This window comes from Candidatus Ruminimicrobiellum ovillum (assembly GCF_002392975.1).
In the GTDB taxonomy this organism is placed as follows: domain Bacteria; phylum Elusimicrobiota; class Endomicrobiia; order Endomicrobiales; family Endomicrobiaceae; genus Ruminimicrobiellum; species Ruminimicrobiellum ovillum.
The window spans coordinates 102,338-115,946 of sequence record NZ_DGIC01000009.1; the positions used below are offsets into that span (position 1 = coordinate 102,338).

The 13,609-nt window shown below is 30.9% G+C and carries 15 protein-coding genes; 4 read left to right on the forward strand and 11 right to left on the reverse strand.

Features of this window, described 5'->3' with window-relative positions:
- Positions 1-21: 21 nt before the first annotated feature.
- A complete protein-coding gene (locus B2Y85_RS03355) occupies positions 22-534 on the reverse strand; it encodes a nucleoside-diphosphate kinase (RefSeq protein WP_372519062.1) in 513 nt (170 codons plus the stop codon).
- 223 nt (positions 535-757) lie between these two features.
- On the opposite strand from B2Y85_RS03355, the gene B2Y85_RS03360 reads away from it, so the two are divergent.
- From B2Y85_RS03360 to B2Y85_RS03375, 4 genes are all read left to right on the forward strand, one after another.
- Complete coding sequence (locus B2Y85_RS03360; RefSeq protein ID WP_372519063.1) at positions 758-1,087, forward strand: helix-turn-helix transcriptional regulator; 330 nt, start codon at positions 758-760, stop codon at positions 1,085-1,087.
- Positions 1,088-1,176: 89 nt separating this feature from the next.
- On the forward strand, positions 1,177-1,674 hold the full coding sequence (locus B2Y85_RS03365) for a septation protein SpoVG family protein (protein ID WP_372519064.1): 498 nt from the start codon (positions 1,177-1,179) through the stop codon (positions 1,672-1,674).
- The gene (locus B2Y85_RS03370; protein WP_372519065.1) at positions 1,658-3,031 is read left to right on the forward strand and encodes a sensor domain-containing diguanylate cyclase; all 1,374 of its coding nucleotides are present in this window, start codon (positions 1,658-1,660) and stop codon (positions 3,029-3,031) included. Before B2Y85_RS03365 ends, B2Y85_RS03370 begins: the two co-directional genes overlap by 17 nt.
- Positions 3,032-3,034: 3 nt before the next feature.
- On the forward strand, positions 3,035-4,420 hold the full coding sequence (locus tag B2Y85_RS03375) for a GGDEF domain-containing protein (RefSeq protein ID WP_372519066.1): 1,386 nt from the start codon (positions 3,035-3,037) through the stop codon (positions 4,418-4,420).
- Here the strand turns inward: B2Y85_RS03375 and ptsP are convergent.
- The 10 genes from ptsP to hprK are packed head-to-tail and all read right to left on the reverse strand — an operon-like array spanning position 4,417 to position 13,608.
- Positions 4,417-6,165 (reverse strand): phosphoenolpyruvate--protein phosphotransferase, encoded by a 1,749-nt coding sequence (ptsP, locus tag B2Y85_RS03380; RefSeq protein WP_372519067.1) that lies wholly within the window; start codon positions 6,163-6,165, stop codon positions 4,417-4,419. The genes B2Y85_RS03375 and ptsP overlap by 4 nt on opposite strands.
- Entirely contained in the window at positions 6,165-6,434 is a 270-nt protein-coding gene (locus B2Y85_RS03385; protein ID WP_372519068.1) for an HPr family phosphocarrier protein, read from the reverse strand. The genes ptsP and B2Y85_RS03385 overlap by 1 nt, the downstream gene beginning before the upstream one ends.
- 2 nt (positions 6,435-6,436) lie before the next feature.
- A complete protein-coding gene (locus B2Y85_RS03390) occupies positions 6,437-7,213 on the reverse strand; it encodes a PTS system mannose/fructose/sorbose family transporter subunit IID (RefSeq protein WP_372519069.1) in 777 nt (258 codons plus the stop codon).
- A complete protein-coding gene (locus tag B2Y85_RS03395; RefSeq protein WP_372519070.1) occupies positions 7,206-7,850 on the reverse strand; it encodes a PTS sugar transporter subunit IIC in 645 nt (214 codons plus the stop codon). Before B2Y85_RS03395 ends, B2Y85_RS03390 begins: the two co-directional genes overlap by 8 nt.
- A gap of 3 nt (positions 7,851-7,853) precedes the next feature.
- Entirely contained in the window at positions 7,854-9,911 is a 2,058-nt protein-coding gene (locus tag B2Y85_RS03400) for an alpha-amylase/4-alpha-glucanotransferase domain-containing protein (protein ID WP_372519071.1), read from the reverse strand.
- Between the two features lie 13 nt (positions 9,912-9,924).
- Positions 9,925-10,431: a PTS system mannose/fructose/N-acetylgalactosamine-transporter subunit IIB gene (locus tag B2Y85_RS03405; RefSeq protein WP_372519072.1), complete on the reverse strand. Its 507-nt coding sequence runs from the start codon at positions 10,429-10,431 to the stop codon at positions 9,925-9,927.
- A 14-nt stretch (positions 10,432-10,445) separates the two neighbouring features.
- Positions 10,446-10,859, reverse strand: a complete 414-nt coding sequence (locus tag B2Y85_RS03410; RefSeq protein ID WP_372519073.1) for a PTS sugar transporter subunit IIA — start codon at positions 10,857-10,859, stop codon at positions 10,446-10,448.
- Positions 10,856-11,821 carry a gluconeogenesis factor YvcK family protein gene (locus B2Y85_RS03415; protein WP_372519074.1) on the reverse strand — a complete coding sequence of 322 codons (966 nt, stop codon included), beginning with the start codon at positions 11,819-11,821 and terminating at the stop codon, positions 10,856-10,858. Before B2Y85_RS03415 ends, B2Y85_RS03410 begins: the two co-directional genes overlap by 4 nt.
- Complete coding sequence (gene rapZ, locus B2Y85_RS03420) at positions 11,811-12,671, reverse strand: RNase adapter RapZ (protein ID WP_372519075.1); 861 nt, start codon at positions 12,669-12,671, stop codon at positions 11,811-11,813. Before rapZ ends, B2Y85_RS03415 begins: the two co-directional genes overlap by 11 nt.
- Positions 12,661-13,608, reverse strand: coding sequence for an HPr(Ser) kinase/phosphatase (gene hprK, locus B2Y85_RS03425; RefSeq protein WP_372519076.1), 948 nt, complete (start codon positions 13,606-13,608; stop codon positions 12,661-12,663). The genes rapZ and hprK overlap by 11 nt, the downstream gene beginning before the upstream one ends.
- Position 13,609: the final 1 nt, after the last annotated feature.

Sequence of the window (13,609 nt, forward strand, 5' to 3'; positions counted from 1 at the left end):
TTCTAATTACTAATTGCCTTTTTAAGCCCAAACTTGCTTTTCTTCGGTTACTGTTTCTTTCTTTGTCGGATAAACTTCTTCCGTTAATTCGTCGGGACTAAACCAAAGTTGTATTTCTCTTTTTGCATCGTTTATATCCGAAGAACAATGAACAACATTTTCCATTGTTCCGTTTTTAGCTATTCTTCCGTAAGAACCTCTTATCGTCGTAGGTTCAGCATTTTCAGGATTTGTTGCACCGACAATTTCTCTTAATTTTGATATTGCATTTTCCCCTTTATAAACAAATGCAATTACTCTGTCGTAAGGTGCACCGCCGAAAGTTTTACCTTGAATAAAATCCAAAACGTCTTCAAAGAAAGGTTTATCTTTCAAATGTCTGTAATGTTCACTTGCCAACTCTCTTGAAACTTTTACAACTTTAGAACCGATAATATGAAAACCAGTTTGTGAAAGTTTCGACAAGACATTTCCCGTCAAAGATTTTTTTACTCCGTCGGGTTTTATTAAAATCAAAGCGTATTCCATTGCCATTTTTAATCTCCAAATTTCAACTGAATTTTTATACAAAATAAAAAAACTGTAGCAGTGATTGCTACAATTTCAAAAAATCACAATAATAACAATCAATATATTATAAAAAAAACAAATATTTTTTTCAATATATTTTACAACAAACAACAAACCGTAAAAGCATTGACATAATGATAATTATATTATACATTAAACATATATAAATTCAGGGTAGGAGTCAATTATGAAAAGAAAAAAACTATTACCCATACAATCTCAGGAAGCATTGTCAAAAATAGGTCAAAACATAAAAGAGGCAAGAATTAAGAGAAGAATTTCAACCGTTCTCATGGCTCAAAAAACAGGTATTACCAGAATCACTATAGGGAAGATAGAAAAAGGAAATCCGAATGTCTCCATAGGTGCTTATGCATTGGTAATATTTAATTTAGGATTAACGGATAAACTTAAAAATTTATTAGACCCTTTTCAAGACAGTGAAGGCATAAATCTTGAAAGGCAGAGATATCCGAAAAGAATAAGATACAAAAAAAATGAAGGTTGTTTGTTTTAACTTTTTGTATTAGACTTTTTATTATTATGTATATGAAACGATTTTTGTTTGTACTATTACTTTTTTTATTTTGTATTAGAAGCTATGCTTTGGATTTAAATTTAACTAAAATAACTAATCAAAATAACAAAATAAATATAGAATTTAACAATACTTTACAGTTGCACGATTTCATATTAAAAGACGGCACTTTAATATCCCCCTATTATGAAAATAACGGCAACAAATATTATTTTTTTCATTTCTTAAATAGAAATTTTAAAAATAATATTGTTAATAAAATAAACAATAAAAACAATACTTTTACAAATACAAAGGAAAAAATCGAATATAAAATAAACAAGTGTAATATCGTAAAAAATCCAAAAACCATATTGGCTTTTATGTCTGTGATATTCAATGATAACATTGAAATAAATTGTAATATACTTAACGGAAAATACGGACTTTGGATTTCTTGGCCGTCAATAAAAGAAAAAGATAAATGGATAAAAATATTTAACATAAAAGATAAAGAGCTAAAAGAAGAAATAGAAAATGCTTTATTAAAATATTATAAGCAAAAGAAAAATGATGATAAACTTTAAGAAGAACAAAGTTTTTTTTATAGATATTTTTAAAACGGTACTTATACCTGTTTTATCGGGTATATGTTTTATTATTTGGTTATTTTTCTTATTTCAATACCCGATATTGGTTTTTCCGACGATTTTTTTAGTATTTATAGTAATGTATATTTTCTCGGGAAGTGTGTTCGGCGGCGTTCTGCTTGCTTTTGCAATATCTGCCGGTATTTTTACAATAGCCACAACAGGCACAATAAATAAATTTTTGTTGGTAGTTGAAATCTTATGGATAATTTTAGTTTTTTTCAGAATCGAAAAATACAGACAATTATGGATATCCGAGAAAATCAAATTAAAAGTTGAGCATGAAGTTTTGGACAGAGACTTAACTCTAATACAATCTTCGATAACAGACAACGAAAATAAAATAAATGCGATAAATCAAAGAATGCAAATCTTTCAATCTTTTGATCAAATGATAAACTCCATAGAAAACACAATGAACGAAAAAGAGCTTATAAAATTATTGGAAACTCTTACACAAAAATTTATATCTAAAGGTAAATGGAACATAAAAAGACATTCCAGCAAAGACATATTTGTTAATTATTCTAAGTTCAATAAAATCCCGTTACTTATAACAAATACGGAAGAAGACAGAAGGTTTACGGAAACAGACTACAAAAATATTTCATCTTTAATGGTTGTTCCGATAGAAATAGAAAATAATTATTGGGGAGCAATAAAAGGTTACTGTACGGATAAAAAAGAATATTTCGACGATTACGATTTAAGACTCTTATCAATATTGGCAAGCTTAATAGGACTTATTTTAAATAATGCGATGATGTTTAAAAAAGTTGAGTCTCTTGCTATAACCGACGGACTCACGGGTTTATATACAAGAACTTATTTTATAGAAAGGCTTCAAGAAGAAATAGAGCGAGCAAAAATTAACAGTATACCGATTACCGTAGCAATGATAGATATTGATTATTTTAAAAAAGTCAACGACACTTACGGACATTTAGCCGGAGACACTTTTTTAAAACAATTATCTAATATTCTAAGAAGAAGGTTCAGATCCGTTGATATTTTGTCCAGATACGGAGGAGAAGAATTTGCCGTATTAATGTACCACACGACTATTAACGAAAGTTATAAAATTTTAGAAGAAGTCCGTAAAATGGTTGAAGAAGAAAAGTTTTTTATGCCTATAGAAAGTTATCATCCTATACAAATAAAAAAGACTATAAGCATAGGTGTAGCCGAATTAAAAGAAGAACAAACTCCGGATGAAATTATAAAAAAAGCCGATGATGCTTTGTATAAAGCAAAAGAAGGCGGAAGAAACAGAGTTTGTATTTATGAAGAGTAAAAAATGAAAAAAGTAATATTTTATTTAAAACTTCTGGTTTTATTAATGTGTTTCTTTATGATTTATAATAAACTTGATGCAAATTATTATAAATATATATTGATTCTTTTTCTATTGCCTCTTCCTTTATTTTCAAAAAAAGTGAATATTCCTTATTATATAGCTTTTTGTATTACGGCAATAACAACTGCTTTTTTTACCTTCGGACTCACATATTATACTTTAATTATTTCCATAATTTTTATTAGTATGATACCGATATTATTTTTGTTTTCAAGCAGAAAAATAATTCAATATCCAAACCTGAAAAAAAGAAACAACGAACTTAAATTTTATAAAGAAGAATTAATCAATGAAGAAAAAAGTCTTTCTGATAAAAGAGAAGCCTTAGAAAAGAAACTCGAAAGAATCACACACTTTTATATAATTTCAAAAGATTTAACAAAAAATATGGATGTCCCGGAAGATTTAGCAAATGCTCTGCTTAATGTTTTGAAAACAAGAACCGGAGTATGTTATGTTGTTATAACTACAAAAAACAGAACTCTTTTTGAATCCAAAGACAATAATAAAAACTTAAAAATATTATCAAGATTAAACGAAGAAAAGAAAAAGATATGGTTTTCTTTAATAAATAACAATGAAGAAATAAAATCTTTAAAAGGGCCTGCAATAGTAAAATCCTTATTTAATATTGAAAACAAACCTGTAATTGCCTGGCCTATGATAATAGATAAGCAACTAAATTCTTGTACATTTCTTGTCGTAGAACCGGAATACGCAAGAATATATGTAGAAGAAGGAGAGTTTTTTATTCCTCACTTAAAATTGGGAACTAAAAGAATAATGCTTTTTTCGGAGCTTAAAGAAAAAGCAAGAATCGACGGACTAACCGGCTTATATTTAAAAAGATTTTTCTTAGGAAAATTATATTCGGAAATAGAAAGAGCCAAAAGATACAAAACAAATTTTTATTTAATGATGTTGGATATAGATCACTTTAAGAAAGTAAATGATACTTACGGACATTTAATAGGTGATGAAGTTTTAAAAACAACGGCAAAAACAATATCTTCTTCTGTAAGACGAGGTGATATTATAGGAAGATACGGCGGAGAAGAGTTTATAGTAATAGTTTCATCAATAACTCAGGAAAAAATTCTAAAAATTGCAGAAAAAATAAGGAAGACATTAAAGGATATTAATTTTAATTTTGACAATAAAACTTTTTCCGTAACAATCAGTATAGGTATTGCAAAATATAATAAAGATACGGATATAGATAATTTGATAGGTAATGCCGACAAAGCCCTCTATAAAGCAAAAAATTCCGGAAGAGATAACATAATATTCTATGAAGATGAAAACAATATAACAAAAAAAGATTAAAGTAAATTTTGTCTATATTTGAATTTTTTCATGGTTATATCGATTTCTTGCATGGTAGAACAACTTAAAAGTTGTTCTACTAATTTTTTTGCTTCAAACTTCGATATGTTTCTTATAAATTTTTTAACTTTGGGAATTTGTACGGCCGACATACTAAATTCATCGAGCCCCAATCCCAATAAAACGACCGTATATGCAGGATCACCCGCCATTTCTCCGCACATACCTACATTTTTCCCCGCAGCATGAGCAGAATCTATTATTGTCTTCAATAATCTTAAAATTGCGGGATGCATAGGAGAATATAAATGTGCAACATCGGCATTTACTCTGTCTACGGCCATTGTATACTGGATTAAATCATTTGTACCGATTGACAAGAAATCAACTTCTTTTGCGATTACATCGGAAATTATGGCCGCGGAAGGAACTTCTATCATAACCCCGACTTCTATATCTTCTCTAAATTTTTTCCCTTCTTTTCTCAATTCTTCTTTCGCCTGTTCCAATATTCTGTTTGCTTCTTTTATCTCGGCAATTCTGGATATCATCGGATACATTATTTTTATATTTCCGTGAACCGATGCTCTTAATATACCCTTTAACTGTGCCTTAAATATCTCAGGATATTTTAAACAAAATCTTATTGCTCTAAGGCCCATAAACGGATTGGCTTCTCTGCCTACATTCATAAGTCCCAATCTTGCAATTTTGTCACCGCCCAAATCTATAGTTCTTATTATAACCTCATAGGGCATCATCATCTTAGCTACTTTACTGTAATTTTGATAATGTTCTTCTTCCGTAGGCATTGTTTTTCTTGATAAATACATGAATTCACTTCTATATAATCCCACGGCATTTGCTCCGTGTCTTAAAGCTGCTCTTACCTCTTCGGGATTTTCTATATTTGCGCCTAATATAACTTCCCTGCCATCGGTAGTTATTGCCGGTAAATCTTTAAATTTTTCAAGCTCTTTTTTATTCGAAATTTGTATTTCGTGTTCTCTTTTATAATTTTCTATGGTTTCTTCCGACGGATCTAAAATTACCAATCCGAGATTACCGTCGACAATAATAGACATACCCTGCTTAACCTGATGAGTTATATTTTTTAAACCGACAACCGCAGGAATTTCAAGACTTTGTGCAACAAGTGCGGTATGAGAAGTTTTTCCTCCTATTTCCGTTACAAATCCCTTTATTAAAACTTCTTTCATCGTAACAGTATCGGCAGGTGTAAGTGTTTTTGCAACAACTATGGAATCTTCCTCTAAATTAGATAAACTTTTTTTTGTTTTTCCTAAAAGATTTCTCATAACCTTTTTTGCAACATCTAAAAGGTCATGTTTTCTTTCTCTGAAATAATCATTATCTATTAAATCGAATGTCTTGGAAAAATTTTCAACAACTTTGTGTATTGCATATTCTGCATTTACACCTTCTTTTATCATTTTTATAACTTCATTTTTCACCATCGGATCGTTTAAGATAAGAAGATGGGCAGCTGCAATCTTTGCATAATTACCGCCTACAACTTTGCTCAGTTCTTTCTTATTATCTTCAAGCTCTATTTTGGTTTTATCCATAGCATCTTTTAAACGATTAAGCTCTTGTTTTATTTGAATACCTGAAATTTCTTTCTTTTCTACAAGAAATTCATCTTCTTCCAAAACAAAAACTTTACCTATCGCAACACCCGATGATGCGGCAATACCGTTTAAAATAATGTTATTTTGTTTCATTATATTTCCTCTCCGAAACCATTATTAAATATTTCCACCATTTTTTCCAAAGCTTGTTCTTCGTCCGGTCCTTCAGTCCTGAGAATAAGTTCCGTTCCGCAAGCAGCCGCAAGCATTAAAATTCCCATAATACTTTTAGCATCAACTTTTGTCTCATCTTTAATTATATATATATTTGAAGAAAAAGCCATTGCTGTTTGAACAATTAAAGATGCGGGTCGTGCATGTAGTCCCAACTTGTTAACGATTTTTACATTTTTTTCTTTCATTTTTATATCCCCAAATATCCTAATATAAAACTAAAAATCAGTGCAAAGTAAAACATTATGACAGGCCTTATTTTGCCTAACAAAAAACTTATTAAAAATATTGCTCCGTATATCAATACATCGGGATAAACCAATTTATGTAAATCAGCATCAATAACGGGAATCAAGCCGAAAGTTTTAAAATAAAAAAATATTGCAAGCGTAATTATTACAAGTCCTATTATTCTGAAAATATCTACTATAAATTTTATTTCCAATTTTGAAATCAACTTTATCATTTTTTCATTTAATCTAAAACTGACAAACAAAGACCAATATCTAAAAGCCAGATGAACTATATTATATACCACAATAAATATCACCGGCGCTATCCACAAAAAATTAATACTGAACATATTCATGGAAAGAATTATCATCAGTATTGATATAAAAGAAACAAAAGGTCTCCAGGTTCCCCAAAAGAAATAATCGCCTATTGCAGCTGTAGGTCCGGCCATAACGGATTTAATCATTTCCGGTTTTTTTATATTTTGTTCTTGTCCGGAAGCAATATCTTTTTCCGTATTAATAACCATAGCAACTATTATATTGACCATATACGGATTTGTATTAAAAAATCCCATATGCCTTAACAATGCTTGTTTTCTTTTTTCTTTATCTTTATACAAATTTTTAAATACAGGATATAAGATATACAAAAAGCCTATATTTTGTAGTCTCTCGAAATTCCACAAAGCTTGTAAAAAGAATGTTCTTAAAAAAATAAAATTTTTAATCATTTTGCCTTTTTATAAACGGTATTTTTATACTTTTAAAGTTGTACAATACGGCACCAAATCCGAAAACAGGTAAATAATACCATGCTTTCTTAAATGCTATTATTACCTGACCAGGAAGATAAGAATACATTTCTTTATATAACAATCCTCCTAAAAACATCAGCAATCCGTACATTAAAGATGTTCTTATGAAGAAAAAGAATAGTCCCAAATATATTCCTTTTGATATTCTTCCTTCGTATCCTTTTTCAAGCCCTCTTTCCACCCAATGCATTATTTTTGTATTAAAAAGTCTTCCCGCCAAATCAACTTCTTTATATAAATATGCAAAAGGTATAGCTATTGCCAACGCAAAAATAGCCGCTTCCTGACTTCCTTGAAAAAAAGAACATGCCCAAATAACGGATAAACTTGTCATCATCGTCAAATCTACGGGAACAGATACCCCCATGGGAATGGCATTTATCCACATCATTTCAACAATCATACCGATCCATAATCCTGTATGAATATCTCCTAAAATATAACCGAATAACGGCCCGCAAAAAATCGGTCTTGAAATCATAAATTGACCGAACATAGTTATATCGGCACTTAAAATTGCACCTATGATTGAAAAAAGTACGATGTGTTCCATAAATTATTTTTTATTTAAAACTTCCGTTTTTATTTTGAAAGAAAAAGAATTATTTCTGTTTAAAGTAAATTTATACACATTAACTACTGTCGTCCCCTGATAAGTTTTTTCATAACCGTTTTCCGAGGTAGAAACTGTGTTTATCGGTACAACCCAATAGTCACATGGTTTTGAACTTGTTAATTTTATGTTCATACCTAAGTTTTTATCTTTCCTTTCCCAAACTTTTTTATTCTTAATTTCTCCCATATCATCCGATATCATTTCGGAAAAAGCAAAAACCTGCTCTACTCCGAATGTAAATTTTATTTCTCTATCGGAAATATTTTTAATTTTATATTCGGTTTCATATCCGTTTTTCTTTAAAGGTTTTATCACCTTTTTTACTTCTACCGATAAATGAGAACCGTCATACCAAACATGACCTTGTCTTATAAGTTCTAAACTTCCCGAAACAATTTTTGCTTTATATTCACCTAAAACGAAATCTCCTTCTTCTCTAAACCTCACTCCGTATAATTGTTCGTATTTTGTATCGTTATTAAAGAAATGGTCGAGTAAAGATGCTTTTCTGTACCAATCATATACCAAATGTTTTTCCAATCCTATTTCTTTTACCTTAACGGCATCATTGTGAATTGAGGTAAGTTCTTGAGAATCCGTTACATTATTATTTTCTATTGCTTCTTTCAGTTTCTTGTGATAACCTTCATATTTTCTTGTTAATACATTAGAAAAATTATATTTTTTATCCAACAAATCAAATTCAAAAATACTGCCGCCGTTTTGTGCATCGACATAAATATCCTGTTGTGAACTTTCATATAAAAATTCATCACTTCCGTCACAATCGAAATCATCTTTAGACCATGAACTCTTAATTCCAAACTTTTTATTGTATAAATCTTCGGCTTTCAATAAAGAGTCATATATGGCATTTCTTAGATGAGGCAAATATAATCCTCCGAAAACGCCGTGCCAATATGCACAGTTACATTGTCCGGCATATAATGCTTTCTGTAATTCGGAATTCAACGGAACCGATTTATTTTGTATTTTGTTGCTTACTCTAAGCATTTTCTTATGCATATTATTTGCTTCATCATATTTATTTAAAAAATTTCTCCAAAATCCGCCTCTTATAAAAGGTTTTACTTCGTTATCATGTTCATTTTGTTTAACAAAATTATCAAATTTGTTTTGAACCGCAGAAGGCAAAGTCCATTCCGACATTTCAAAATAAGAATTTGTCGGCAAATAAATTCTTCCGGAAGGCTTCATTGTTTCTAAAACTTCGGAAAAAGTTGCAGTTTCAACGATATCGGAATTTTCTTCTATTGCCGTTAAAAATTTATCCAACCAGCCGTTTTCATAAACGTGTTTATTTGTTCCTGGCCACATACCGAATTTTTCTCCGTCGTCAGCCATAACAACTGCAATATCTTTATCTTCGTTTGCAAGTTGTCTGAAATAATTAATACAAACGGATACATCCTGAAACGGAATCAAATATCTTAATTTTTGGCTTATAGGAAAAACTGCTAATACTTTACCTTGATCTTCGGTTGTATAAAAACCTTTTAAATCGTTTTCTTTAAGACCTGCCGCCATAAAGTGAACATCGTCGAGAATTGTATATTTTATCCCCGTATCGGCAAGCGTTTTTACCAATGAAGGTTCCCAAACTCTTTCGGCAACCCATGCACCTTTACAATTATATCCTAATTTGTTTTTTATAAAATCGGATAATTGTTTTATTTGACCTTTTCTGTCGGAATCCGGAATTACGGATAGAATAGGTTCGTAATATCCTCCGGAAATTATTTCCAATGTTCCTTTTGAAATTAAATTTTTAATGTTTTTTATATACTCGGGATGTTCTTCGAGCATAAATTCCCATAACATACCGCTGGAATGTAAATTCCATTTTATATTTTTATGTTTTAACATTACCTCAAAAAAAGGTTTGTATGCAACCTCATAAGCCTTTTCAAACACCCACTTAAAATTTCCAACCGGTTGATGATTGTGTATTCCTAACACGAATTTAATTTTTTTCATTTTATAATATTCCTTATCTGTTTATTCCTAAAATTTCGGCCTCTTTTTGAATATCGTTAACGGCATTATATCTGTCATCTTGAGGCAATGCTCTTGTTTCAAGTTCTATTCCGCTGTCTATAAGTTTTAAAAAAGATATAACATCATTTTTATCAACGGAAAGATTTGGCAGCAACTGCTTTTTTCCGTGAGAATAATGCATACCTCCTATATTTATCGATTGAAATTTTATCCCGTTATCTACTATTTTTACCGCTTCTTGAGGGTTCGAAAACAAAATCATAAGTTTATCTTTTTCATACACATCATTTGAAAGTTCATAACTTGCATCTTTTATATTTTTAATTACAAGTTTTACCGAACTCGGCACTGCCATAGACAACAAAATTTGTTGCATTTCATCGTTAGCTACTTCGTCGGAAACAATAAGAATCTTATCTACTTCCACGGTTTTCAGCCACCCCTGAACAATCTGTCCGTGAATAAGTCTGTCATCTATTCTTACAATTTTAATGGACACAATTTAACTCCTTTTTACTTCATTCTTTCTAACAATAATTGTTTTGCATTTACAATACTTTTTTTACCGTCGGCTAATACCTTATCCGCCAAATCTTTTGCAGTGTTAACCGTTCTGCTTGCAAAAACGGCTGACAATATCATCGGTAAATTTACACCCGTTAACACTTCTATATTAAAATTTTTAGTAAGTAAAACGGATGCATTACAAGGGGTTCCTCCAAGCATATCCGTTAAAATCAGAGTACCTTTTTCGTTATTTACTTTTTTGAGAATTTCACTTATCTTTTCCTGTAAACTTGCAAGATTTTCATTTTTTATATCTTGATCGATATAAAATAAATTTTCTTGTTTTCCCGCGATAACCTCGGCAGTTTTTATTAACTCTTTGGTTAATTCGCAGTGAGAAAGTATCAAAATATTTATCATTTTATTTCACCTCTCAAAAAATTAAATATTGCCCTTGATAATTTTATAAAATCATGGTGAGCATACTGACTTTTTGATACAAAATCTTTTTTTATTATTTTTATATTTTTATATTTTAACTTATCTGTTTTTACGGGAGTTGAATTAAGTTTAGCATAACGATTTACAATATGTTCGGGAATTTTTCCGTTATTAACAAAAACCGCATTTAATATCTCAGGATAAGAATGTTGTATTATTGCATCTATGTGATTTCCGAGTGTAAAATTTGAAGTTTCTCCGACCTGAGTCATAATATTTGCAACATAAAGTTTTATAGCCTTTGATTTCTTTAAAGCGGGAATAACGCCGTCAAACAATAAATTAACAATAACCGATGTATACAACGAACCCGGACCTAAAATAACACAATCCGCACTTAATATGGCATCTATAACACTCTGAGAAACTTTTGCATTTTTAGGTTCTATCTCAACTGTTTTTATGGCACTTTTACTTTTTGATATTTTTGATTCACCGATAATTTTTTCACCGTCAACAAGAGTTGCTTTCATTTTAACATTATCCAAAGATACCGGAAGAACTCTGCCTTTTATTGCCAAGACATCACTTGCATTTAATATTGCCTTATCAAATCCGCCTGAAATTGACGTTAATGCCGTTAAAAACAAATTCCCGAAAGAATGATTGGACAATCCCCCTTTTCTCGGAAATCTGTATTGAAATAACTTTGTTATTAAATTTTCTTCTTCGGCTAAAGCTACGAGACAATTTCTTATATCGCCGGGAGGTAAAACACCTAATTCTTTTCTCAACTTTCCGGAACTTCCGCCGTCATCGGAAACCGTAACAACAGCCGTAATATCAACATCATAAGCTTTTAATCCTCTTAATAATGTTGAAAGACCTGTTCCTCCGCCGATTGCAACTATTTTATATTTTGAGTTTTTTTTATCCTGCACGAAGAATATCCCTATGATACAATTTTACTTTATACTTATTTTTAATAAAAAATTTAGCTAATTTTTCAGCGGTTGCCACGGATCTGTGTCTGCCTCCAGTACAACCTATCGCGATAGTCAATTGACTTTTTCCCTCTTTTATATAACCGGGCATTAAAGACAGCAACAATGTTGATATTTTATTAAAAAAACCCTTATACTCTTTCTGTTTTTCAATATATTTTACGACTTCCAAATCTTTACCGGTTTTCGTTTTAAGTCCGGTAACATAATTCGGATTGGGAATAAACCTTGCATCAAAAACAATGTCAGCCTCTGCTGCTATTCCATATTTAAAACCAAAAGACATTATCGACAAAAGTAATTGCCTGTTATTTGCGGAAAGACCTATTAATTGTGCGAGAGTGTTTTTAAGTTCACCTATCGTCAAATTTGTAGTATCTATCTCTATATCGGCAACCTTTCTAACAACTTCCATCATTTTTCTTTCGGCAACAATGCCTTCTTTAACTATCATTCCCAACGGATGTTTTCTTCTTGTTTCCGAATATCTTTTTAATAATGTTGCATTATCGGCATTTAAGAAAAAAACCTTACTTTTTATTTTTTCTTTTTTTAATACGGCAAGTATTTCGGAAATTTTATTAATATTTTTACCGGCTCTCACATCAATACTTAATGCTATATTTTTATACTCTTTTTTATTTTTTTTGCACAATTGTATAAATTCGAAAACAAACTCTAACGGCATATTATCGACGCAAATAAAACCAAAGTCTTCCAATATATTTAAGACTTGGCTTTTTCCTGCTCCCGATATACCTGAAACAATTAAAAAATTATTTTTCATTTTTCGTACTATTCATGTGTTCCATCAATTTTTTACTCATTTCTAAAGCAGTGAAACACCCTTTATTTTTTAATCTTTGATTTAAACTTGCAGTTTCGACTATAATAGCTAAATTCCTTCCCGGAGCTACGGGAATTGTAAGTTCCGGAACTCTAACACCTAAAATATTGGCATAATATTCGTCTATTCCCAATCTTTCATATTTTTTTACTTCCATCCAATCGACAAGATTTATGACAAGCTCTATTTTGGATTCATCCAGAATATTTGCTATACCGAACATATTTCTTATATCTATTATACCTACACCTCTTAGTTCCATATGGTGCTTTACTATACCGGTACTTTTACCCATCAAAATTCTGCCGGATCTTTTTGTTATTTCAACAGTATCATCGGAAACAAGCATATGTCCTCTTTTAACAAGTTCAAGAGCACATTCCGATTTTCCGACACCGGATTTTCCTCTGATAAAAACACCTAACCCGTAAACATTGCACAATACACCATGCACCCTTTCCATAGGTGCCAATTTTTCATCTAAATAAAATAATAAATCTCCCAATAATTGTGCGGAAGACAGCGGTGTGCTTATCAAAGGAACATTCAGTTTATTAAATATTTCAACCATCGATTTCGACGGTTCAAAAGATCTTGTGATAATACAACAAGGAACCTGTGACGGAGAAAAAATCTTCGTCAATAATTCACACTGTTTTTCATAGGATAAGTTTGTAAGGTAAGTATGTTCGGCAATACCTATTATTTGAACTCTTTCGTAAGGTAAATGCTCGAAATATCCCGTGAAAGCAAGACCCGGTCTGTTTGTGTCCGGTACGGTAATGTGCCTGCCCAAACCTGCCGAACCTGCAATCACGGTTAATGATAAATCTTTTGATTTCTCTTCAATTAAAGTGCCTACAGTTAGCACCGGCATT